This window comes from Peribacillus sp. FSL K6-1552, assembly GCF_038005205.1.
Lineage (GTDB): Bacteria > Bacillota > Bacilli > Bacillales > DSM-1321 > Peribacillus > Peribacillus butanolivorans.
The window spans coordinates 1-25,061 of record NZ_JBBOST010000002.1 but is presented as its reverse complement, the minus strand read 5'-3'; the positions used below and the strand labels follow the sequence as shown (position 1 = coordinate 25,061).

The 25,061-nt window shown below is 39.4% G+C and carries 21 protein-coding genes and 2 pseudogenes; 20 read left to right on the top strand and 3 right to left on the bottom strand.

Going from position 1 to position 25,061, the window contains the following annotated elements; translation table 11 throughout:
* Window positions 1-55 precede the first annotated feature (55 nt).
* From iolB to xerS, 16 genes are all read left to right on the top strand, one after another.
* Window positions 56-871, top strand: a complete 816-nt coding sequence (iolB, locus tag NST21_RS28085) for a 5-deoxy-glucuronate isomerase (RefSeq protein ID WP_340892737.1) — start codon at window positions 56-58, stop codon at window positions 869-871.
* Between the two features lie 25 nt (window positions 872-896).
* Entirely contained in the window at window positions 897-1,874 is a 978-nt protein-coding gene (iolC, locus tag NST21_RS28080; RefSeq protein ID WP_340892736.1) for a 5-dehydro-2-deoxygluconokinase, read from the top strand.
* Between the two features lie 30 nt (window positions 1,875-1,904).
* A complete protein-coding gene (iolD, locus tag NST21_RS28075) occupies window positions 1,905-3,815 on the top strand; it encodes a 3D-(3,5/4)-trihydroxycyclohexane-1,2-dione acylhydrolase (decyclizing) (RefSeq protein ID WP_340892735.1) in 1,911 nt (636 codons plus the stop codon).
* A gap of 17 nt (window positions 3,816-3,832) precedes the next feature.
* Complete coding sequence (gene iolE / locus NST21_RS28070) at window positions 3,833-4,723, top strand: myo-inosose-2 dehydratase (protein WP_201225653.1); 891 nt, start codon at window positions 3,833-3,835, stop codon at window positions 4,721-4,723.
* A gap of 22 nt (window positions 4,724-4,745) precedes the next feature.
* Window positions 4,746-6,158, top strand: coding sequence for a sugar porter family MFS transporter (locus NST21_RS28065; protein WP_340892733.1), 1,413 nt, complete (start codon window positions 4,746-4,748; stop codon window positions 6,156-6,158).
* Window positions 6,159-6,213: 55 nt separating this feature from the next.
* Complete coding sequence (locus NST21_RS28060) at window positions 6,214-7,245, top strand: Gfo/Idh/MocA family protein (RefSeq protein WP_340892732.1); 1,032 nt, start codon at window positions 6,214-6,216, stop codon at window positions 7,243-7,245.
* Between the two features lie 65 nt (window positions 7,246-7,310).
* Window positions 7,311-8,189 (top strand): sugar phosphate isomerase/epimerase family protein, encoded by an 879-nt coding sequence (locus NST21_RS28055; protein WP_340892731.1) that lies wholly within the window; start codon window positions 7,311-7,313, stop codon window positions 8,187-8,189.
* Window positions 8,190-8,193: 4 nt separating this feature from the next.
* Window positions 8,194-9,039, top strand: coding sequence for a 2-keto-myo-inositol isomerase (gene iolI / locus NST21_RS28050; protein ID WP_340892729.1), 846 nt, complete (start codon window positions 8,194-8,196; stop codon window positions 9,037-9,039).
* Window positions 9,040-9,079: 40 nt separating this feature from the next.
* A complete protein-coding gene (gene fba, locus NST21_RS28045; protein WP_340892728.1) occupies window positions 9,080-9,934 on the top strand; it encodes a class II fructose-1,6-bisphosphate aldolase in 855 nt (284 codons plus the stop codon).
* 104 nt (window positions 9,935-10,038) lie between these two features.
* Entirely contained in the window at window positions 10,039-11,235 is a 1,197-nt protein-coding gene (locus tag NST21_RS28040; protein WP_340892726.1) for an MFS transporter, read from the top strand.
* A gap of 22 nt (window positions 11,236-11,257) precedes the next feature.
* Window positions 11,258-11,458 (top strand): hypothetical protein, encoded by a 201-nt coding sequence (locus tag NST21_RS28035; protein WP_340892725.1) that lies wholly within the window; start codon window positions 11,258-11,260, stop codon window positions 11,456-11,458.
* 196 nt (window positions 11,459-11,654) lie between these two features.
* The gene (locus tag NST21_RS28030; RefSeq protein ID WP_056521440.1) at window positions 11,655-12,668 is read left to right on the top strand and encodes a LacI family DNA-binding transcriptional regulator; all 1,014 of its coding nucleotides are present in this window, start codon (window positions 11,655-11,657) and stop codon (window positions 12,666-12,668) included.
* A gap of 346 nt (window positions 12,669-13,014) precedes the next feature.
* Window positions 13,015-13,422, top strand: a complete 408-nt coding sequence (gene mntA / locus NST21_RS28025) for a type VII toxin-antitoxin system MntA family adenylyltransferase antitoxin (RefSeq protein WP_056521437.1) — start codon at window positions 13,015-13,017, stop codon at window positions 13,420-13,422.
* Complete coding sequence (gene hepT / locus NST21_RS28020; protein WP_098174467.1) at window positions 13,412-13,819, top strand: type VII toxin-antitoxin system HepT family RNase toxin; 408 nt, start codon at window positions 13,412-13,414, stop codon at window positions 13,817-13,819. The genes mntA and hepT overlap by 11 nt, the downstream gene beginning before the upstream one ends.
* A 9-nt stretch (window positions 13,820-13,828) precedes the next feature.
* On the top strand, window positions 13,829-13,957 hold the full coding sequence (locus tag NST21_RS28015; protein ID WP_340892724.1) for a hypothetical protein: 129 nt from the start codon (window positions 13,829-13,831) through the stop codon (window positions 13,955-13,957).
* 101 nt (window positions 13,958-14,058) lie between these two features.
* Window positions 14,059-15,186 (top strand): tyrosine recombinase XerS, encoded by a 1,128-nt coding sequence (gene xerS, locus NST21_RS28010; protein WP_340892723.1) that lies wholly within the window; start codon window positions 14,059-14,061, stop codon window positions 15,184-15,186.
* 2,077 nt (window positions 15,187-17,263) lie between these two features.
* Here the strand turns inward: xerS and NST21_RS28005 are convergent.
* From NST21_RS28005 to NST21_RS27995, 3 genes and pseudogenes are all read right to left on the bottom strand, one after another.
* The gene (locus NST21_RS28005) at window positions 17,264-18,445 is read right to left on the bottom strand and encodes an iron-containing alcohol dehydrogenase (RefSeq protein ID WP_057219664.1); all 1,182 of its coding nucleotides are present in this window, start codon (window positions 18,443-18,445) and stop codon (window positions 17,264-17,266) included.
* A 17-nt stretch (window positions 18,446-18,462) separates the two neighbouring features.
* Window positions 18,463-18,621: pseudogene (locus NST21_RS28000) on the bottom strand (N-acyl homoserine lactonase family protein); the annotation flags it as partial.
* Window positions 18,618-20,045, bottom strand: coding sequence for an aldehyde dehydrogenase family protein (locus NST21_RS27995; protein ID WP_340892719.1), 1,428 nt, complete (start codon window positions 20,043-20,045; stop codon window positions 18,618-18,620). The gene NST21_RS27995 and the pseudogene NST21_RS28000, both read right to left, overlap by 4 nt.
* Window positions 20,046-20,276: 231 nt before the next feature.
* Here NST21_RS27995 and NST21_RS27990 point away from each other — a divergent pair, with 231 nt between their 5' ends.
* The 4 genes and pseudogenes from NST21_RS27990 to NST21_RS27975 all read left to right on the top strand — a co-directional run.
* Window positions 20,277-21,965 carry a sigma 54-interacting transcriptional regulator gene (locus NST21_RS27990; protein WP_340892857.1) on the top strand — a complete coding sequence of 563 codons (1,689 nt, stop codon included), beginning with the start codon at window positions 20,277-20,279 and terminating at the stop codon, window positions 21,963-21,965.
* Window positions 21,966-22,561: 596 nt separating this feature from the next.
* Window positions 22,562-23,185 carry a hypothetical protein gene (locus NST21_RS27985; protein WP_340892717.1) on the top strand — a complete coding sequence of 208 codons (624 nt, stop codon included), beginning with the start codon at window positions 22,562-22,564 and terminating at the stop codon, window positions 23,183-23,185.
* A 146-nt stretch (window positions 23,186-23,331) separates the two neighbouring features.
* Window positions 23,332-23,604, top strand: coding sequence for a hypothetical protein (locus NST21_RS27980; RefSeq protein WP_340892715.1), 273 nt, complete (start codon window positions 23,332-23,334; stop codon window positions 23,602-23,604).
* Between the two features lie 1,152 nt (window positions 23,605-24,756).
* A pseudogene (locus NST21_RS27975) lies at window positions 24,757-25,061 on the top strand (hypothetical protein); the annotation flags it as partial.

Genomic DNA, 25,061 nt, shown 5'->3' with positions numbered 1-25,061 from the left:
TTTAGATACGGGCCAGATTAATCCAATTTTTTGCCTGAGAAACAAGGAGGTCCATATGAGCAAATTACTGAAAAAACCAGGAAAACTTGAGGTTGCTGAAGGTGTTACAGTTGTTCAGGAAGTAACGAAAGTAAATTCTCCATTAGAATTTGTTGAGTTTAAAATAGTTGAGTTAGCCTCACACTCTAAATATTCAGAATTATTAAATAAAACGGAGTGTTGTATCGTCGCTCTGACTGGAAAGATCAACGTGACAGTAGGCGAAGAAACATTCCACGATTTAGGCACACGTGAAAGTGTGTTTGAAAAAGTGCCGACGGACAGCATCTACATATCGAATAACAACCATTTTCAAGTAGAAGGTATAACTGAAGCCCGCGTGGCACTATGTTATTCCCCTTCTGAAAAGCAACTTCCGACCAAATTGATTAAAGCAGAGGATGTTGGTGTTGAACAACGAGGTATTTTGAGTAATAAACGGATGGTGCATAATATTTTGCCGGATTCGGATCCGTCAGCGAACAGTCTTCTTGTGGTCGAAGTCTACACAGAAAGCGGCAACTGGTCGAGCTATCCTCCACATAAACATGACCAGGACAACTTACCAGAAGAGTCGCAATTAGAAGAGTCTTATTACCATGAAATGAATCCACCTCAGGGTTTTGTCTTCCAGCGTGTTTATACGGATGACCGTTCGATTGATGAGACCATGACTGTCGAAAACAGAGATGTTGTCCTTGTACCGGCGGGGTATCATCCGGTAGGGGTACCGGATGGTTATGAATCTTATTACTTAAATGTCATGGCTGGCCCGACGAGGACTTGGAAATTCTACAATGATCCAGATCATGAATGGATCTTAAAGCGGTAAAAAAAAAGAAGGAGCTGTTAATTGGATGAACTATACATTTAGTACCGACAAGGAGTTTGACTTGATTGCTATCGGCCGTGCTTGCCTCGACTTAAATGCCAATGAATATAATTGCCCGATGGAAGATACCATGACGTTTACAAAATATGTGGGCGGTTCACCTGCCAATGTTGCCATTGGCAGTGCAAAATTAGGTTTGACTGTTGGATTCATCGGCAAGCTTGCGGATGACCAACACGGACGATTTATCGAGCGGTATATGCGCGAAGCAGGCGTGGATACATCAAATATGGTGATTGATCAGAAGGGGCATAAAACGGGTCTAGCATTCACAGAAATCAAAAGTCCTGAAGAATGTAGCATCCTTATGTATAGAGATAACGTAGCCGACCTTCATTTAGCGCCTTCAGAAGTAAACGAAGAATACATTAAAAAATCAAAAATTCTTCTTGTTTCTGGAACGGCCTTAGCGCAAAGCCCATCACGTGAAGCTGTGTTAAAAGCGGTCAGTCTGGCGAAAAAACATCATGTAAAAGTCGTATTTGAATTGGATTACCGTCCGTATACCTGGAATTCTATTGAAGAAACTTCTGTTTATTATTCTTTAGTAGCAGAGCAATCAGACATTTTGATAGGCACGCGTGATGAATATGATGTAATGGAAAACACCGAAAAAGGTACAAACGAAGAGACCGTCCGTTACTTGTTTAACCATTCCGCAGATCTAGTGGTCATCAAACATGGTGTCGAGGGTTCATATGCTTATGCCAAATCGGGCGAAGTATTTCAATCGAAGGCTTATAAAACGAAAGTATTAAAAACCTTTGGCGCAGGAGATTCATATGCTTCCGCTTTCTTATATGCATTAGTGAGCGGCAAAGAGATTGAAAGCGCTTTAAAATTTGGCAGTGCTTCTGCTTCAATCGTAGTAAGCAAACATAGCTCTTCTGAAGCTATGCCAGTTGTAGAAGAAATTGAGGAACTAATTGCCGAACGAGTGTAAGAAAATTATCTACATAGAGGTGAGCAAAGGATGGGAAAAGTGAGGTTAACAACAGCCCAAGCTTTAATTAAGTTTTTAAATCAGCAGTATATTCAAGTTGACGGTGAAGAGTATCCATTTGTCGAAGGGATTTTTAATGTATTTGGTCATGGAAATGTCGTTGGAATTGGTCAGGCTCTTGAACAGGATGCGGGCCACTTGAAAGTGATTCAAGGAAAGAATGAGCAGGGAATGGCACACGCAGCAATCGCCTATAGTCGCGAAATGCTCCGCCGCAAAATTTATGCCGTTACCACATCGGCCGGTCCAGGTTCTGCTAACTTAATAGCGGCAGCTGGTACAGCACTTGCTAATAATATTCCTGTCCTTTTGCTCCCGGCAGATACATTTGCCACACGCCAGCCTGATCCGGTGCTTCAGCAACTTGAGCATGAGCACAGTACGGCGATAACTACTAATGACGCTTTTATGGCGGTATCAAGATATTGGGATCGCGTCACTCGTCCAGAGCAGCTCATGTCAAGTCTGATTCGTGCATTTGAAGTGATGACCGATCCTGGAAAAGCGGGTCCGGCGACGATTTGCATCTCGCAGGATGTAGAAGGAGAAGCATTCGATTACGATGAACGATTTTTTGATAAACGCGTTCATTATTTGGATCGGAAAGCGCCAGTGGAACGGGAACTGAATGGAGCTGCAGATCTGATTAAAGCAAGTAAGAAGCCAATCATTATCGTCGGAGGAGGAGCAAGGTATTCCGGTGCACGTGATATTTTAATCAAGCTATCAGACAAGCATAACATACCACTTGTGGAAACGCAGGCTGGTAAATCAACAGTGGAATCATCTTTCACTAAGAACTTGGGCGGAGTGGGCATTCTTGGTACAATGGCTGCTAATAAAGCAGCCCGCCAGGCAGATCTCGTAATTGGTGTCGGGACACGTTATACAGACTTTACAACGTCTTCTAAAACTGCTTTTAATTTTGAAGACACGAAGTTTTTGAACATTAATGTCAGCCGTCTTCAGACATATAAGCTAGATGGATTTCAAGTCGTCGCGGATGCAAAAATAGCGCTTGAGCAACTTGAGGGGTTACTAGAGGGATACGAAACAGAATTTGGTGAAATGTTTGCAGAATGGAAGGAAGATTGGCTTGCCGAACGAGACCGTTTGAGTAAAGTGACATTCAATCGTGAAAATTTTACACCTGAAATTAAAAGCCAATTTTCACAGCAAATCTTGAATGAATACTCAGATGCATTGAAAACTGAATTGGCACAATCCACTGCGATGATCGCAATTAATGATACAGTTAATCCGGACAGTGTGGTCGTCGGCTCAGCCGGATCACTTCCGGGGGACTTGCAGCGTCTCTGGCATTCGACAGTTCCGAACACGTACCATCTTGAATATGGCTTCTCCTGCATGGGTTACGAAATTGCAGGAACTTTAGGAGCGAAGCTTGCTCATCCGGACCGGGAAGTCTATTCAATGGTAGGAGACGGCAGTTTCTTAATGCTCCATTCTGAATTGATCACGGCCATTCAATATAATCATAAAATCAATATTTTATTGTTTGATAATTCAGGCTTTGGCTGTATTAACAATCTGCAAATGGAGAATGGTAGCGGCACTTATTGCTGTGAGTTCAGAACACATGACAATCAAATTATGAATATTGATTACGCAAAAGTTGCAGAAGGATACGGAGCCAAGACATATCGGGCTAATACTGTTGATGAATTGAAAGCCGCTTTGGAAGATGCAAAAAAACAATCAGTATCTACATTAATTGAAATGAAAGTACTTCCGAAAACAATGACAGATGGCTATGACGCTTGGTGGAATGTTGGTGTGGCAGAAGTTTCTGAGCAAGAAAGTGTTCAAAAGGCATATGAAGCGAGGCAAGAAAAATTAAAGACCGCCAAACAATATTAAAAGGAGGAATTCAGAAAATGCAGGAGATTTTATGGGGGATTGCCCCAATTGGCTGGCGTAATGATGACATTCCGGAAATAGGGGCTGAAAATACCTTATCCCACCTTTTAAGCGATATTGTCGTGGCAGGATTTCAGGGGACAGAAGTAGGTGGTTTCTTCCCTGAACCAGCCGCCCTGAATAAAGAACTTCAGCTTCGAAACTTAAAAATCGCTGGTCAGTGGTTCAGCAGCTATATCATCCGCGATGGTATCGAAAAAGCAGAACAGGATTTCCATAAGCACTGCCAATATTTACAGGCTGTCCATGGGGATGTGGCGGTTGTATCCGAACAGACTTACAGTATTCAAGGTGGAGAGATCAATGTATTTAAGGGAAAGCCTTACTTTACAGATGAAGAATGGGGAATATTGTGTGTCGGACTAAATAAGCTCGGGAAAATCGCCAGTCAGTACAATTTGAAGTTGGTATATCACCATCATATGGGGACAGGAGTTCAGACATTGTCTGAAATTGATCGTCTTATGGAAAACACCGAAAAAAACTTGGTTCATTTGCTATATGATACTGGTCATATTTATGTATCAGATGGTGAGTACATGACACTGTTAAGAAAGCACATTGACCGCATTGGACATGTCCATTTTAAAGATGTAAGACATAAGGTCCTGGAGAAGTGTCGGAAAGAAGAAAAATCGTTTCAAGAGTCTTTTTTAGCTGGTATGTTTACAGTCCCTGGTGACGGTTGCGTTGACTTTGTGGAACCTTTTCATACACTCCTTGACCACCAATATAAAGGGTGGATTGTTGTAGAGGCTGAACAAGATCCATCTGTTGCCCATCCATTAGAATACGCGTTAATCGCTCGCAAATATATAAATGACAGATTGCTCCTAGTTCAAGATTAAAAACTAGAAAGAAGTGATTCATTTGAATAATGAGGGAAATCAAATGGCATTCTTACGCAAGATTATTATTATCTCGACGTTAGGCGGTCTTTTGTTTGGATATGATACAGGTGTTATTAATGGTGCATTGCCGTATATGTCAGAAGAAGACCAACTTAACCTCAATTCACTTACGCAAGGTCTTGTTGCCAGTTCACTTCTTTTAGGCGCGGCACTTGGAGCGTTTTTAGGAGGCCGGCTTTCGGATTATGCTGGTCGCCGAAAAAATATTCTTTTCCTTTCGATACTATTCTTCTTTTCTACGATTGGATGTACGCTTGCACCGAATGTTACGGTCATGATAGCTTGCCGTTTTCTACTCGGACTTGCTGTTGGGGGAGCATCTGTAACCGTTCCGACTTATTTGGCGGAAATGTCTCCTGCTGAACGACGCGGACGAATTGTTACTCAGAATGAATTAATGATTGTAAGTGGGCAGTTGCTCGCATTTATCTTCAATGCCATTCTTGGTACAACAATGGGCGACAGTTCTCATGTGTGGCGTTACATGCTGGCTATAGCGGCACTTCCAGCTATCCTTCTATTCTTCGGAATGCTCCGGTTGCCTGAAAGTCCAAGGTGGCTAGTATCAAAGAAGAAAAATGCCGAGGCTCTGAACGTTTTGAAAAAAATACGCAATACAAACCAGGCAGAATCAGAATATCAGGGAATTAAAGAAACATTCGCTGAAGAAACCAATGTTAAGAAAGCTACATATAAAGATTTAACCGTTCCATGGATACGGAGAATTGTTTTTCTCGGAATGGGGATTGCGATTGTCCAGCAAATAACAGGCGTCAACTCGATTATGTACTATGGTACCCAGATTTTAAAAGATGCAGGTTTTGCAACAAAAGCTGCATTGATTGGAAATATTGCAAACGGTGTCATCTCCGTTTTGGCCACGTTCTTCGGTATTTGGCTACTTGGTAAAATTGGGCGTCGTCCAATGCTTATAACTGGATTGATTGGAACAACGACGGCCCTTCTATTGATTGGCATCTTCTCTTCCCTCCTTGAAGGAACGGCTGCTCTTCCATATGTTATTTTATCTTTGACTGTTACGTTTCTTGCCTTCCAGCAGGGAGCCATTTCACCGGTTACTTGGTTGATGCTTTCAGAGATTTTCCCACTTCAAGTACGTGGGCTTGGTATGGGTGTTACCGTATTCTTCCTTTGGATAGTGAACTTCCTGATTGGTTTAACGTTCCCGGTTTTACTTGATAAAGTCGGATTGTCTACAACATTCTATGTCTTTGCGATTTTAGGTATATTGGCTATCACATTTGTGAAAAAATGTTTGCCAGAAACTAGAGGACTTACACTCGAACAGCTTGAACAAAACTTCCGTAACCATGGAAAAGATCCTGTTAAAGAAATAACAAAAATAGTATAAGAGATACAGGTTAATTGGCATAAATGCAGATACGTATAATAGGAGGAATATAATCATGACATTAAATATTGGCGTAATAGGAACTGGAGCAATAGGACGGGAGCACATTAAAAGAATTACAAACAAATTATCTGGCGGGAAAATTGTCGCTGTAACCGATGTGAATGAAGAAGCGGCGAGGCAGGTCGTAGACCAATATGGACTTGAGGCGGTCGTGTATCCGGATGACAAATCACTTGTATCAGATGAAAACGTGAATGCTGTGCTTGTGACAAGTTGGGGACCAGCCCATGAACAAAACGTATTGAATGCGATTGAAGCCGGAAAATATGTGTTCTGTGAAAAGCCACTAGCAACAACAGCGGAAGGTTGCAAGAGAATTACCGAAGCGGAAATGAAACACGGGAAACGTTTGGTACAAGTTGGTTTTATGCGCCGTTATGACAGCGGTTACGTACAATTGAAAGAAGCTATTGATAGAAATGAAATTGGCGAGCCGCTCATGGTGCGTTGCGTACACCGCAATCCAGAAGTGGATGAGAACTACACAACGGATATGGCGGTCGTTGATACATTGATTCATGAAATTGATGTATTGCACTGGCTAATCAGCGATGATTACAAATCCGTTCAAGTAATTTACCCGAAGAAAGCAAGTCGTGCGCATGCTAACTTAAAAGATCCTCAAATCATCATATTAGAAACGAAAAGCGGGATTGTTATTCAAGCAGAAGTATTCGTAAATTGTAAATATGGCTATGATATCCAGTGTGAGGTCATTGGTGAAGACGGTGTTGCGTATCTTCCTGAACCGGCAAGCATCGTTACAAGGAAAGGCGCAAAACGCAGCACGGACATTTTAATAGACTGGAAAGACCGCTTTATGGATGCGTATGAAATAGAATTGCAGGATTTCATAGATTCTATTAAACAGACAGGTCAGCCAAATGGTCCGACTTCATGGGACGGATACATTGCAGCTGTAACAGCTGATGCTTGCGTAAAAGCACAGGAATCAGGCCAAAAAGAACCGGTTGATCTGGCTGAGAAACCTGATTTTTATACGGGGAAAATCACAGTACAGTGAACTTCGTAACACAAACTAAGTGGTGTTGTGGAAAAAATAATTACATTCAATTGGAGGAAACGACGATGAAACTAGCATTAGATCCAACGATGTATGCCAATTTATCTTTAAAAGAAATGGTCGATAAAACGGCGGAATTAGGCTATGAATATATCGAACTATCACCGCGTGAAGATTTTTGCCCATTCTATAAATATCCTAAAGTAGATAAAGAACAGATTAAAAATTTGAAGCGCTGGTGCAGCGACGCGGGTGTGAATATCTCATCCTTGCTTCCACTTTACTACTGGGCTGGTCCTGATGAGGACCGCCGCCAGGCTGCAGTTCGCAACTGGAAACGCGCCATCGAAGTGGCAGTGGAATTGGATGTTGATTTGATGAACAGCGAATTTAACGGTTCTAAATTCAATGAAGTTGTATGTGAAGAAAAATTCATTAAATCAATGGATGAGCTCATTCCGGTTTTTGAGAAAGAAGGCGTTAAACTGAACTTACAGGCGCATCCATTCGATTTTATCGAAACACATGAAGGAGCGATGGATATGATTCGTGCCCTTGACCGCTCATGGATCAACCTTGTATATTCAACTGCCCATACGTTTTTCTACGATGATGGAAAGGGTGATATTGCCCCAATGTTTGATTCTGCCGGTGATCGCCTACAACACGTATTGTTTGCCGATACATTCAATCATAAAGCATCCAACGGACTCCGTTATATCGTCAACCCTCCAGGTGTTGAAGCAACCGTTCACCAGCACTTGAACATCGGCGAGGCAGAAGTTGACTTTGATACGATCTTCAGAAAGCTGAATGAAATGAATTTTGATGGTATTGCTACAAATGCAGTATTTGCTTGGATTGACAAAGCAGACTGGTCAAGTAAGCTTATGCTCCAAAAAATGAGAGACGGATTAGGTTTAGTAGAAAGAATTGGAGGTTGACATAATGAAACTTTGTTTTAACCAAGCGACGACGCTTGAGAATTCCAACTTGGACAAAGATCTCAAGTACTGCGAAACACATGGTTACGACTATATCGAAATCCGTACAATGGATAAATTGCCTGAGTACTTAAAAGAACGCTCAATTGATGAACTAGCTGAATTTTTCAATACGAATCATATTAAGCCACTTGCTTTCAACGCTCTTGTATTTTTTAATAATCGTGATGAAGTCGGCTATAAAGCGATTATCGATGAGTTTAAAAAAATGATGGTTATGGCGGAGAAGCTAGGTGTGAAATACGTAGTGGCGGTTCCACTTGTAACAGAAGATAAAATTTTGAAAGAAGACATTAAAAAGAGCTGTGTCGAAGTGTTAACAGAGCTATCTGAGATCGCAAAACCGTACGGTGTGAAAATTGCGGTGGAATTTGTTGGCCATCCACAATGTACAGTAAATACATTCGGTCAGGCATACGATATTGTTGAAACTGTCAATCGTAATAATGTTGGATTAGTGCTCGACTGCTTTCATTTTCATGCAATGGGATCTAATTTGGAAGACCTGAAAAAAGCGGATGGATCGAAAATCTTTATTTTACACATTGATGATACAGAGGATTTTCCAATCGGTTTCTTGACAGACCAAGACCGGGTGTGGCCGGGGCATGGCACTATAGATTTAGACAGTATATTATCTACATTGAAAGAAATCGGTTATTCTGACGTTGTCTCTGTTGAATTGTTCCGTCCGGAATATTATGAACTAGATGCAGAAGAGGCCATTAAAACAGCAAAAGAAACAACAATCCAAGTAATTTCAAAATACTTTACGCTTCAGACTGTGTGAGTGAATCATGATAATTTCGGGAAACAGAGGTGATAGAATCATGCCTTTAGTATCAATGAAAGAGATGCTTTTAAAAGCAAAAGCAGAAAATTACGCAGTGGGACAATATAATATTAATGGTTTGGAATTCGCCCAATCGTTTTTACAGGCAGCCGATGAAGAACGCGCGCCTATTATCCTCGCGGCTTCTGACCGGCTTGTCGATTATCTTGGTGGATTTAAGACGATTGCTGCTATGGTGAAAAGTCTTATAGAAGAAATGAACATTACTGTTCCAGTTGCCCTTCATCTTGATCATGGAGTGAATGTGGAACGTTGCAAGAAAGCGATAGATGCCGGATTTACATCCGTCATGATTGATGGTTCCCACCATCCAATTGATGAAAATATTGAAATGACCAAGCAGGTTGTCGACTATGCCCAGCAGAGAAACGTTTCTGTTGAAGCGGAAGTAGGAACCGTCGGAGGGACGGAAGATGGGCTCGTCGGTGGAATTAAGTATGCAGACCCCAATGAATGTATGCGGATTGTAAAAGAAGCGGAAATTGACGCACTTGCAGCTGCTTTGGGTTCCGTTCATGGTCCATATCAGGGAGAACCGAAACTAGGCTTCGAGGAGATGCAGCAAATTTCCAACATGACGAACGTACCTCTCGTTTTACATGGAGGCTCAGGCATTCCGGTACACCAAATCAAAAAAGCGATAGAATTTGGGCATGCTAAAATAAATGTCAATACAGAAAGCATACAAGTCTGGTCAAAAGCGATTCGGGAAGTTTTGGCAGCTGAGGGAAAAGTGTACGAGCCACGTTCTATTATCACACCTGCAAAAGCAGCTGTTATCGCTGTCGTAAAAAGTAAAATGTTTGAGTTTAACACAAGCGGAAAAGCGTAAGTTAAAAAGGTGTTCCCAATTACCGTTGCGGGCATCTTTTTGTATATGCCATGTTCAGAAATATCGATTAAAATGATTTTGCATAAAGTGGAAGTGATGATGCATTGAATACGTTACATACAGCCCCAAATAGGTTTTTATTTTTAGTACTTTCCTTTGTCTTTTGGTTTTCACATTTTATTTATGTTCCTATTTTATCTCCTTACCTTGAATCAATGGGAGGAGATTATGCATTTATCGGCATTGTATTAGGTAGTTATGGACTAATGCAATTTCTCTTCAGGCTTCCATTTGGCATATTTTCTGATCTTGTAAAAGTAAGAAAGCCTTTTATCATCTTTGGAATGGTTGTCAGTACGTTGAGCTGCATGACATTTGCATTGACTGATAGTTTAGGGTGGATCCTATTATCCCGCTCGCTAGCGGGTGTTGCCGCAGCAACGTGGGTAGCGTTTACTATTTTATTTTCTAGTTATTTTGCTGAACGTGACCTTCACCGCGCTATGGGCAGTATCTCGTTTGCTGTTGTTACAGCACAGCTTCTTGGAATGATGGTCAGCGGATATATCGTTGATGAATGGGGGTGGCACGCGCCGTTTTGGATTGGCGGAACTATCGGTTTAGCTGGTATCGTCCTTTCTCTTTTTATTTTCGAAAGGAAAGAAAGGATTCAAAGAGAGCCGGTTAAATTGAAGGAACTGGTATCTGTTATGCGGGAACCGGTGCTTTTAAAAGTTTCATTTCTATCGATTTTGGCGCATAGCATTATTTTTACGACAATGTTTGGTTTCACCCCGACGTATGCGTTAAAAATCGGACTGCAAACGAGTGAAATAAGCATTATTATCTTTTCATTTATGATTCCTCATGCCATTGCCACCTTATTTAGCGGGAAAATATTTGTACCTCTATTCGGTCAATGGAAGTTACTGAAACTAGCATTCGGTCTTACAGCCATTTTTACATTCTGTACGCCATTTATTGATACAAAAGGGATGCTTTGTTTGTTTCAAGGATTGAATGGGTTCTCATTAGGCATTCTTTTTCCATTGTTTTTAGGAATGGCGGTGGAGTCGATTCCCCTTGAAAGAAGAGCGACAGCTATGGGGGCATATCAAGCAATCTATGCGCTCGGGATGTTTGCAGGTCCTTTTATTGCTGGAGTTTTGAATTCATATCTCGGGATTTCAGCAGGGTTTTATTTCTCGGGATTATTAGCTGTCGTCGCTGTGTTTTTTATTATTGTATGGAATCACAATGAAAGTACAGCAAATGAACAAAAATTGAAATTGAATGGATAAAGCGGAAGTGGAGCATTAACTGATGAAGATTGGTTTATTAGGAAGCGCAGTGTATCATGTTCACGCGAAAGATGTCCGGTTAGAAAGAGGAATATATGGTGTCGAGGGATTGATTGATGTTAAACAATGCAGCGCTTCGGCGACCGGTCATGGAATTACGTTGCGCTCGGAAATGGGCATGACATTGGCTGGTGGAAAGAGTTTTTTACTATCATTAAAATGATAGGTTATGAAGGACCGCTTGTTCTCGAAATGGAAGATTTAACAATGGCCCCATTAATAGGCGTGAAAAAATCTATGAATGTTTTGAAAGAAACGCTCCCGAGATAATTAGATATTTAAACATAATGTCTAAATTACTTTATAATATACTTAATGAAAATGATAAATAGATAAAATAGGCAGGTGGAGATTAGAGTATGAAAATGAGCGATGTGGCGAAATTAGCCAACGTATCTCCTGCAACGGTTTCAAGAGTGCTCAGACAGCCAGATTTAGTCAGCGAAGATACAAAACAAAAAGTGCTGCAGGTGATTGAAGAGATGAATTATAAACCTCACATGATTGCCAGTCAGTTTAGAACGAAAGAGACAAAGATTATTCTAGTTGTTGTTCCGGATATCACAAGGCCCTTTTTTTCCGAAGTGCTTCGAGGCATTGAGCATACAGCTGTTGAAAATGGCTATCAGGTTATTTTGGGAGATACGGAAAATGATATCGAACGGGAAAAAGAATACATTGATTTGCTGTACAAAAAGCAGGCGGACGGAGCACTGCTACTAACGGCAAGAATGAATAAAGAGAGCTTGGAAAACCTTTCAAATCAATTTCCGATTGTGCTGGCGTGTGAATACGTTGATGGGCTGGATATTCCGACTGTCTCGATTGACAACGTTAGTAGTGCTAGAAAAGTAACAGAACATTTAATTAAGCTAGGACATACACAAATAGCCCATATTACCGGACCCATGAACATCATCCTTAGCCGGGATCGTCTGGGAGGGTTTAAGCAGGCAATGATGAATCATCAATTAAAGGTCAACCCGGAATTTATCCAAGAAGGGGATTACGGCATCGACTCTGGTTATGACCAGATGGTGAAACTATTATCGCTGGAAAACCGGCCGGAAGCAGTGTTTGTCTTTAATGACGAGATGGCGCTGGGAGCCGTTAAAGCGATACAAGACCATGGATTAAGCGTTCCGGAAGATATTGCAGTCGTGGGTTTTGATAACTTGAAGATAGCCTCGATTTTTAGTCCTCATATCACGACGATTGACCAGCCTAAATATGAAATAGGAAAAAAAGCGACGAATTTATTGTTGACCTTAATGAAAGGCGGGACGGTTGAAAAGAAAAAATTTGTTCTGAAGGATGAGTTAATCATTCGGGAATCATGTGGGTCCAAAATGGAGAAAAGCATAAATGCCTAAAGTGTTTGGACAGATAGCTTTTGCCATAAAATTAAGGGCTTCCTTTATGGGTAGCCTTTTTTGGTCCAAAATAAATTAAAGAGGAAAAATTATCGATGTCTATATCATTCACCATAAACCTCGATAGAATATATTCAACCTATGAATCTAGGTCGGTTTCAATTTTTTCTTCTAGATTTACTGTCTAAATGATGTTTTTATTGTCTTCGTAAACCTTTGCCTACTTTCGTTATGAAAAAAAGGGGAACATTGATCCAACTATTCGTAAAATCTTGATTTTACGAATAGTTGGATATAAGAAAGATGTTTGGTATAATATTCTTATAATCATTAGGGAGCGTGCCGTATGAAAACAGAAATGTTTCAAACAATTCAAGATTTCCTAATAAGCAAAATCAATCCGACTTTCATTATTGTTTTTGGTTCTTATGCTAAAAACTCTACACATAAAGAGAGTGACATTGATGTGGCATTCTATTGTGAGAATCAGTCACTTACTACATATGAAATATTCAGACTCGCTCAAGATTTAGCAGATAACTTAAAAATTGAAGTTGATTTGGTTAATCTTCGTACAGCGTCAACTGTTTTCAAAGCACAAATTTATACTACCGGTACGGTTATTTATTCAAAGGATGAAACAATACTTAAAAACAATCAAATGACTGCCCTTAGCATGTACGCAAAATTGAACGAGGAACGCGAAAATATCTTAAAAAAAATAGGTGAAAGCGGGTCTATTTATGAAAAATGATGTGATTTTAAACAAAATCAGTGTTATTGAACGCTGTATCAACCGAGTTAAGGATGTTTATGCGAACGACCCAGAAAACTTAAAAGACTATACGAAACAGGATTCCATTATCCTCAATATACAACGTGCATGTGAATCCTCTATCGACTTGGCCATGCATATAGTAGCTGAACAGCGTCTTGGATTGCCTCAGACCAGTAGGGATGCCTTTGATATGCTGCAAACTCACTCGATTATCGACGAAAACATAGCCAAACGCCTTAAAGCTATGGTTGGATTTCGAAACATTGCAGTACATGATTATCAAACCATTAATTTAGACATATTGGAAAAGATCGTCGATAATCACCTTGGTGATTTCACAGATTATACAAAACAGATTCTATCTTTTAATTAAGGGGGTTCGATGAGATACAAAATTCGAGACTATCATATTAATACGAATGACGAAGCAAAAGCGGTTGAAGTAGCTATAGCGGATCTAAATATTAAATATCCTGGTGAGTATGATTATGTCAAATTCCCCGTTAGATAAGCCGGATTTTTAAAAGTGATTTTACGTTCTTTTCACATCGATCTATACGTAAAAATTGTATTTTACGCAAAAATGATAAATTTTAACAAAGGAGCTACCGTATGGCCAATACCAGACAACATCAAGTCCATGAACAAAAATTGGAGCAGCTGGTTAAGTCCATGCCTTTCTACATCTCTGAATATGTCGATAATAAACTGGATACTCGATCCCCTTCCACCCTCTTGAATTATGTTCTTGACTATAAATTATTTTTAGAGTGGTTGATAGCAGAAGGTATTGCTGAACAGAAACTAATTAAAGATATCCCTCTTTCAGTGTTGGAAAAATTGAAATTAGTAGAAGCTCAGTCTTTTATAAAGTTTTTGGAACGGCGAAATATTCCCATCAATAAGGAAGAAACTAAAAAGGCTGAAAGGGTATCAGTAAATCGGAAAATTTCAGCATTACGATCCCTTTTCAAGTATTTAACGACTCAAACAGAAAATGATGAAGGTGAACCTTACTTCTATCGAAATGTCATGCTTAAGATTGAAGTGAACAAAGTGAAAGAAACATTAGGGGCGCGCGCTTCCAGAATATCGACTAAGATTTTTCACAACAATGACGATGCTCGATTCCTTGATTTTGTTAAGCATGACTATGAAAAGGAACTACCTGAAAAATCTAGGAAACTAATCTATTTTAAAAGAGACAAGGAACGAGATTTTGCGATTTTATCCCTCTTCCTAGGAAGCGGGATTCGGGTAAACGAATTATCTAACTTAAGGTTACGAGACTTGGATTTTGAGGAAAAACAAATACATGTTTTACGTAAGGGCGGAAAAAAGGATGTCGTAGCAGTCTCTCCTCCATCCATGCAGGACATTAAAGATTACCTGGCTGTACGACAAGAGCGCTATAAGGGGTCAAACGATGATACGGCATATGTATTCTTGACTAAGGTGAATGATGGAGCAACCCCTATTTCCAACCGTGCCATCGAGGCTCTTGTAAAGAAATACACGAAGGCCTTTAAGTCCAATAAATCCATGTCCCCACACAAACTAAGACATACGTATGGCACAAACTTAATGGAGCAATCAGGGGATATCCATTTGCTGATGACTCAGCTTGGTCATACTTCAACGACTACAGCAGCCCTTTATACAAACCCTGAACAGGAAAAGGCCAAAAAGGCTGCAGAACAGTTGGGAGAGCGCAGAACTAATTATAGTGACAAGGATTAAATGATGGAAAAAAGAGAAGATTTTCTAGTCTTCTCTTTTTTAGTATGGAGTGCAAAATTTGAGAGACATGTATTCATAAGCTATGAAAATACTCAAACCATATAAATCTGGCTAATCCACTGTCAAATTGAAAGTGCAGGCTTCATCCATGACAATGACAACTAGTCGGCTCTATTTCTGAATATGCCTTTGTAACGTCCCTTTTAATTCTGGCTTTTAGTATTTCGAGACATGCTAATCCTTTGCACCAGATACTTTTTCATTTCAGCTTAATTCATTTAGTGCAGCAAATTGTAAATCTAAAGTCTGATAAAAAAGGTGATGTCCCTAGTCTAGAAATTTTTCAAAAAAGTGATTTCGTAAAAATGTTTATCAAATAAACATTTTTACTCCCACCCCTTTGCAATTGAGGTATTTGTTCATTTCTTATGAAATTAGTAACGTGCTTTACAATAATGGTTCTTAAAAAGAGAGCATAGAGTCTACGAGTAACGCATCCAAAGTAACTATTTTTGGATTATTATTGGCATTTGCCTTCGCAGGCTCGTACATAGATGAATACATTACTAAGAATCAAATAATAAATCTTATGTCAACTAGATATTTTTTTAACACAAAAAGGCAGTCTATCTTTCCTTTTTTCACCCTATTGATTAAATCGATATATCCATTATGAATAGCATAGTCGAACAAGATCTTCGGGTTAGTTACGATTAAAATTCTTTATGCACACAGCTAAATCCATTATTTCTGGAGGTTCATTCATAAACTTTTCGAAATTACTGCATATAGATTCCAATAGGAATCTATATGCCTCGTTCAACTGCTTGTAATCTTTGTACCAAAATTCTAAAGTTTTTAAGGCTCAAATCTGTACTTACATTAACTGTGGCCAATTTTGTTTAAATAATGACTAAAAACACACAAAAGCTCCTCGTTAAACTTGCAAAAGTGTTTTTTTCTATTTACTTTAAATACAATTCACATGATTTCTGGGGGGCATCGTTTCCTATACTAGATAGGCTTTACCAACACAAAAACAATTGGATCATTTAGATGGATATGTGTCGTCAATTATAAGTGATATGCCTTAATCCAACAGAAGGATCTACATAGAACTTGGACCTCAAATATGCAGCTTGCTCATTAATATCAACACCTATCCCAGTGACATCCCAAAATATTGGTCCTCTGGTTCACCTGCGATCCTCCAAATCACCACAAGATTATTGAACGTCGGCGAAACTCTACCCTATCAGACCAAGTAATTCAACCACAGCATTTTGGGTGATAGTGATGGTGAGGATTTTAAATGAGGCTTCTACATTGCTCAATGTTATTATAGGAGCAGACGAAGATATGCTTGCAGCTTATGAAAAGGCATAATTTAAGTTTCTTGTAGCCCCGGTTGCACCCGTGACTTCTGTTGTCCCAGAAGGTAGGGGTTTTTACAACCACTTCAACGTTCATTTGCATTTGTATTTACATTTACTATGTCGCAATCCTTACATTTATTTAGGTGGGTTAATATTCACTTTAACGGTTTGCACTACATTTTGTCCGTTGCATTTGCATTTTCTATGTCCACAATCCTTACATTTTTTACCCTTAGGCAATTTGGTATCCTCCTTTTAACAAATATTACTGTATCTTATGAACCTAGTATTAATTGGATTGGATGAAAACACCTAATTTTCAAAAATGTAGAACATTTATTAAAACTCTGAGTAAGTGCTTAAAATTCACTAGACTAGGTCATACTTTATTCAGATTTTGTTACCCAGCCATTAAAGGGGCACACGACTTTTTATAAAAATAGAACAATGTAGATAAATATTCTAGTGTGACACGAGGCCTATAAACATGAAAAGACCGCAATGTATTCGTGAAGAAGAATGTTGCTGTCTTTATGCCTCTTTGTTTCTGATGTGAAAACCAGTCATGTTCCATGTCTACTACGTGAAATAATTCATAAGCTGAAGGAAACAGAACGTATGGTAATAAGGTGCTTTTTAAATTCCTAGAAACCAAAACAACACTCAAGCTGCAGCTGGGTGTTGTTTTGGTACATCTTTAATTAATTAGGCTCTACGGCCGTCCCATCAAAAGCAGATTGATAGATTTTTCTAATATCGCCTTCTAATAAAGGTAGAGGGCTTCTAGCCAAGATTCTCGTTTGCTTCACGCCATCTTGGGTTAGGCTCTCTACAGCTGATTCCGGTACATCAAAGCCAGCTAAAGTAGGTGGGATACCAACATCTTTCACAAGTCTCTCGAGTTCTTCTACGCATTTGTATGAAGCTTGTTCTTCAGATAAGTAGGTTGAATTTCCACCTAATGCATTCAAAATATCCGCCATCTTCTTTGTGCAGCTTTTACGAATATAGGCCATTACATAAGGTAAAAGGACCGCATTTGATTCACCGTGAGAGATATGGAATTGTCCTCCTAGTGGATAAGCTAATGCATGCACACCAGCTACTCCAGCGTTAAAGAATGCAAGGCCAGCTATATAACTTCCATTACTCATATCAATCCGTGCTTGCCTGTCATTTCCGTCCTCTACTGCCTTGCGAAGGGATCGTCCAATTAGGCGAATCGCTTGAAGAGCTAAACCGTCAGTCGTCGGGCTTGCATTTACTGAAATATAGGCTTCTACTGCGTGAGTTAGTGCATCAATTCCTGTTGCTGCTGTTACTTTTGACGGTACAGATACAGTCAGCTCTGGGTCAACAATCGCAACATCTGCGAGTAGATAATCGTGTGTAACAACATCTTTTGTCGTTTCTAAGGACAGAACAGAGATATTCGTTACTTCTGAGCCTGTTCCAGACGTAGTAGGAATGAGGATTTTAGGTAATCCCCTCTTCTCTATACTTTTCGTACCAGTTAAATTTAAGTAATCAGCTGCAGATCCTTCATGGCCAGCCAAAACTGCTGCTAATTTTGCTAAATCGAGTGCACTTCCTCCACCGACACCAATAACCATTTCAAACTCACCTGTTCGAGTAAAGGCAACAAGCTTCTCTCCTGTTTCTACAGGTGGTTCAGGGATTACATCAGTGTATAAAGTGACAGAATAGCCTTCTTCTTCAAGTGGAGCTGTTATACGCTCCGCTAGACCAATCTTCGCTAGCATTGGATCTGTAACGACAAGAATTTTCTTTGGTGAATATTTCTCAACTTCCGGTAACAATTGCCTCAAAGCTCCCCACCCTGTATAAGTTAACGGAGTAAAAACTAACTTTGCAATATTCATAGATATCCCCTTCTCTCTTACTCGTAATAGCCTTCATTGGATTTACGGAATGTTTTAAATTGATTAGCGTCATGCCCAAACCATACTTGGGAATTTGTTTGATTGGCTATTCTCCGTATTTTTTCAACTGCATTGGAATATCCAAGAGAATCATAGATAATACCAGGCCTCCTTAAAAAGTTGTTTTTATTGTAACGAATTTTAATTCGGTCATTTCTTCAACTGCATATTTAATACCTTCACGTCCGTAACCACTGTCTTTAATACCACCATAAGGCATATGATCCAGTCTAAATGTTGGGATATCATTAATAATGACGCCACCGGACTCTAGCCTTTTGGCAGCATTCAATGCATTCATGATATTTTGGGTATAGATGGCCACATTCAGTCCATACATGGAATCATTGACCATATTAATTGCTTCATCGAGCTCATTATAGGGAACGATTGAAACAACTGGAGCAAATGTTTCTTGGCAAGAAACAGCCATATCATTTGTGACATTCAGTAAAACCGTTGGTGTGAATACGGACCCTTCACGTTTCCCACCTAGACCAATTTTAGCGCCTTGCTCAATTGCTTCCTTGACCCATGACTCGATTCGGTCCATTTCTTTACGATTAATCATTGCACTTATATCGGTTGTTTCTTCCATCGGATCACCGATTGTTAATTGTTTTGCCTGTTCTATAAAGCGCTTACTAAATACCTCATAAATGGATTCATGAACATAAATTCTTTGCAGCGAAATACAAACTTGACCTGCAAAAGCAAATGCACCTTCTACGCATCGGGGAATAATTTTTTCCAAAGGTACGTCTGGTTCAACAATTAATCCAGAATTGGAACCTAGTTCTAACGTAACTTTTCGCAAACCTGCCTTTTCTTTAATCAGCTTGCCTACCCCAACACTTCCTGTGAACGTCACTTTTTTGACTCTTTCGTCTGTAATAAGAGCATCACTGAGTTCTCTTCCATCTCCTGTAATCACTTGAAGAGCACCGTCTGGAAGTCCGGCTTGCTGGAAGATCTCAGCAATCAAATACGCACTTAAAGGTGTTTGTTCTGCAGGCTTCAAGACAACTGTGTTTCCGGCGGCAAAGGCTGGTCCTAATTTATGGGCGACGAGATTGAAAGGGAAATTAAATGGGCTAATGGCCACCACAACACCTAATGGTTCCCTCCAGGTAAACCCTAGTCGATTTTCACCACCAGGCGCGGCATCCATAGGAATGGTTTCCCCGTAAATACGTTTCGCCTCTTCTGCTGCAAATTGGTATGTAGCGATGGTCCGGTCTATCTCTCCACGTGCTGCTCGAATAGGCTTACCAGCCTCAAGCACCAAAACGTGAGCTAACTCTTCCCTTCGTTCATGCAGGATTTGAACAACCTCAAATAAAATCTCTGATCGCTTATAGGCAGGCATCTCTTTCATCGTTTCATAAGCCGCCTGTGCCCCTTCAAAAGCCTTTTTGACATCAGCTTCGTCTGCCATACTAATGTTACCTATAACATCTCCACTATAAGGGGAATGAAGTGCATAGGTTCTATCTTTTGTTTCCCATTTACCATTAATGAATAAACCTTTCGTCTCCATTCAGCGCCTCCTTAAACTTTTTAAAAATTACAAAATATTTTAATGCAAGAACCGTGCCAACATCCGGAATGCTGTATTTTACAGATGTTTTTTTATTGTCGAAATCTGATAATGGTGATAAAATTCACCACAATAGAGGCGGTTGTAGTAGCAATAGGCTGTTAAAGATGGTGAAATAATTCACCAGATGGTGATTATATTCACCATGCCTGGAAGGAGGCTGATGTTCCCCTGAACAAAGATATTTTAGAAAGCATTTTCTCATCCATGTCAAATGGGGTCATTCTTGTGGACCATAATGAAAAAGTTCTGTTAATGAATGCTTCGGCACAAAAGTTATTAAATTATGATCATCAAGACTACATCGGTAAAGATGTTCGCGAGTTTGAACCTAATCTACAAATCTCTCACTTTCTTCAAAGTGGTGAAAGTACAATTGGAGTGAACATGAACATTGCAGGGTTACATTGTATGGTTAACCAGACCCCCTTATATCAGGGTGACAAGTTGATTGGAGCTGTATGTGTTATTCAAGATATATCTCAAATGGAACAGTATCGCTCCCTCTTAAGTCAAATGGAAAAAATCATCGAATTTTCCACAGACGGCCTTTATGTCGTTGATAAAGAAGGATTGACACTCATTGTCAATTCAGCCTACGAGGAAATGTCAGGGTTCCAAAGGGAAGAGCTCATAGGTCATAGAATGAGCGATTTAGTGAAACAAGGTCATTTTGACCAATCCGTCTCTCTCCTTGTCTTACGGGAAAAAAAGCGGATATCGATTCTTCAACAAATTGGTCAACATAAAGATGTCATGGTAACAGGAAATCCCGTTTTCGATGAGGAAGGCAACATTCATATGGTCGTCACAAGTGTCAGAGACATTACTCAGTTAAATGACCTGACAAATGAGTTAAAAAAGGCAAAAAGTTTTTTAGAAATGAGCCCAAATCGTTACACCTTTTCCTCCGACGGAACGGATGAAAAGGTAATATTTCAAAGTAGTCAAATGAGGGAAATAATCGAGAAAGTAAAACAAATTGCTTCGTTCCCAACAAGTGTTTTTCTTTCTGGCCCTTCAGGAGCTGGAAAAGAGGTTATTGCCAATTTAGTTCACCAATTAAGTGATCGAAAAGATAAGCCGTTTATTAAAGTAAATTGCGGGGCTATCCCTGAACAGCTATTAGAGTCTGAACTATTCGGATATGAAAAAGGAGCGTTTACCGGGGCGAGGCAGGAAGGTAAAGTAGGCCTCCTTGAGCTTGCAGACAAAGGAACAGTTCTGCTGGATGAAGTGGGCGAACTGCCCTTTTCCTTGCAAGTCAAATTACTTCGTGTCCTACAAGAGAAAAAAATTCAAAGACTCGGTGGAAGCAAAGTAAAGCAATTAGACATTAGAATTATTTCGGCAACTAATAGGAATCTACAAGAATTAGTGAGAAAAGGCGAATTTCGTGAAGATTTGTATTATCGACTACAAGTTATTGAATTATCTATTCCTCCATTAAGTCAGCGACCAGAAGATGTTGAAATCTTACTTGATCACTTCTTTGCATATTTTTGTAAATTATATAATGTCGAAAAGCATGTATCATCTGAAACAAAACATATTTTACAAAGCTATCATTGGCCAGGGAATGTGAGAGAATTACGGAATTTAGTTGAGAGTATGATTGTTTCAGTCCCATCGTTTACGATTGAGCCCGTGGATCTCCCCCCACATTTCAGCATTCATAGCTACTCAGAATCAGCTCATACCTTAAAACAAAGAATGGAACAGTTTGAAAAAAGAATGATTATCGAAGCTCTACAAAAGAAACCTTCGATAAGAAAAGCAGCTGAATATTTAGGTGTCGATCACTCAACCCTTGTGAAAAAAATTAAAAAGTGGAATATGACAATTCCTCCTAGAGCTTGATCTCCTTTCATACCATTGACTGGGATAATTTTTAAAACTATAAACTTATGATATTTCTTTTATAGAATGTAGGATTATTTCATAATCCTACATTCTATAAAAAATCAGAGTTTAGATTCCTTCCCCTCTACCAAGGTAGGCAACTTTTGAATAATAAGAGAAAAGGAAATCAATAATGGGGATAACTAATGAAAATATATTAGGGATATGAAATTATATATCTTATACCATAAACCCCGGTAGAATATATTATCAGAATGGCCTATAAATCTAGGACACCCTGACATTGTCCTAGATTTATAGGCCATTTATCTCCGAAAAAAGTAATATGATTTTGGATGAATGAGATTAATTTTTCTTATTCCCTTTTTTCAACGGCAAATGATAGATGTTTGCATTATCAATCATTTTTTTTGCCAACGCAGCTGCGTCCTCTTTTTTCATAGACGGTTCTCCTCCCGATTGTCTTTTTATTCATCTTGGACAGGCTTTTCAAAAGTTATACATGCTTCCCCAGCCACTCTCATATAAATAGAATTAACCGGGGACTAAATGACAGTGTCCTAACTATAAAATGAGATTTGGAGGAAAAAAGGATGTTAAAAGATAAGTTGAGATCCACCCGATCGGATAAAAAACGAGATGTCAGGCCAACAATTCCGGTTACGCTAAAGGAATGCATCTACCGGATTTCCTATATCACGAATACACCGGTTAAGGATGTGTGTGTGGATATTTGCGAGGCGGGTGTCGTTTCGAAGAAGGTCATGGAGCATATGTCCGTCTATTTCCGTCGTCAGATTTGGTTGGATCAAACGTTATATAGAGGAGACTTAGCTAATGCCTCAATCAAGTGTGAAATTCCAGCCGGACAGAAGGAACGAATCACCATGCGGTTTTCCCAACGATCTTTTGAGAACATTAGGACCCTAGGCTACGCGTTGGATGTCACACCGACGACGGCTGTTGCCTTGCTGCTGGACGCCAGTGTGAAAAACTCGGATTTCATCAATGAGTATGTCCAGATTTTTTTAAGCAAACACGTAGATGAAGGTAGAATGAGGGAGCTGAAACAGGTCATGACATTCATCAATAAGAACAATCCATATGAGGAACAGATATCCTGGAGCGCGATTACCTCGTTCATAGTGGATGAAATGAAAACCGGGACCAGCAATTTATCGCAATCAATCAATGGGTGGCTGGATAAACTGAAATAAGCAGTACGTTTACGTACTGCTAGACTCTTCGCCTGACCACAAATAGATCCTGGAACCCAAAGGCAAACAAAACAAGATTCTGCGGGTGAAGGCAAAACGCAAAAAAATTCGCGACATGTATATCGAGAATCGCTTCCAGGAAGATTATGACTCTGCTAAAAATGTCCAGAGTCCATATTTATTCATTCCCATTCGGGAAGGGAGAACACGCCATTACCCCGCAGGCCTACAGGCAGATAAATAAGTTGACAGATGGCGTGGAACATGTAGGCAATCATACCTTACGAAAAACGTTTGGCTATTGGTTTTACAAGGCAACGAAGGATATTGCTATACTGCAAAAAATCCTTCATCAATCCCATCCTTCTGTCGCCTTACGCTATATCGGCATACTGAAGAAGAAACCGACAACGTATTGACGTTTTTACACACTTGGATAAGGCTTAAATAAACAGCAAAGACCTTTTAAAACCCCTTATGAGCCTCTTTTAGCGTCCTTATTTTTCAGGCTCATTGAAAAAATACTCGAAAAAAATTCAAACAAATGAGAAAGCCCATTAATTGGGTTTAACAATGGATTTTTTATACCCTCCCTAAATAAAGAATAAGAAAACGACCCTTTTATTTACTAGCCAATCATCTTCACATTTTCCTTCACCAAAATTAACAGCCTCCAATAAGCAAAACACGCAGCTTCATCTAACCACGTTTACTTACCTCATCTCTCTCAGCTCCTTACCTTTACTATTCTCTTCTCTTCTCTTCTCTTCCTTACTCTCTATTACTTGTTAATTCTTGCCCAGCCCGTTCACTCCATGTATACATATAACCTACTCTCTACTCCAACAAAATGTGAGTCCCACATAAGCCCACCCTATCAATGTTGTAAGTCCCACGTCATCCCATTTATAGTGAAATGTTGATATCGTTAAAACACTAGGCTTTGCCTAGTATATTACCCTCGGTGATATCAGTTTTTCCCTATGCTCTTCCTTTCTTTACTCCTTCTTACCTGAACTCCAGACGGTGACGTGTTTTTGTTTTGCTGAAGCTCTTCACGCTGTTTTTCAACCCGATTTAACTGCTTATTAACTACAAGAAAATCAGCTTTTTATCTTCATATCTTCCCTCCTTTTTTCATTTTTGAATTAAAGTAAAAGCACAATTTAATAAATTCTCTACATGTTGATTTATTAACCCGTTTCAAAATGAACAAATATTAATAGTTGGAAATATCCAACATGTCAAGAGCGACAGCTCATCCCTTATATATAAACAGGGCGCAATTATACATAGATTAAGATCTTCTTTTTTCGAACCAATGATGTTGGTTTGCTAAAGCAAAGTTGTATCAAACGGACAAATCTCTCTGCAATTTACACTTTTTTTTTACAAAAGGTACTAACAGCAGCACTCATCTTATGAATTGAAATAAAAAAAGAAATATCCTTATCGACTTTTAATTGGTGGAAAACAAACTTTTTCTTAAGAGTTTTCTATGGGTGTCCAATCTAGTATAATCCCAGATTCATATAATATCTCAGAGTTTATAAAGGGAGGAGGGAATTAATTTGGGTAGGGATAAAAAATGTAAGGATTGCGGACATAGTAAATGTAAATGCGATCATAAAAAATGTAAAGATTGTGGACATAGTAAATGTAAATGCAATCATAAAAAATGTAAGGATTGTAGACATAGTAAATGTAAATGCGATCATAAAAAATGTAAGGATTGTGGACATAGTAAATGTAAATGCGAATCTAAACAAGAACAAAAGGCAGAGCAAAACGTTAAAGTGATTGTAAACGTACCTACTCAGGGACCTCAAAGAGCTCAAGGACCTCAAGGGCCTCAAGGCGCTCAAGGACCTCAAGG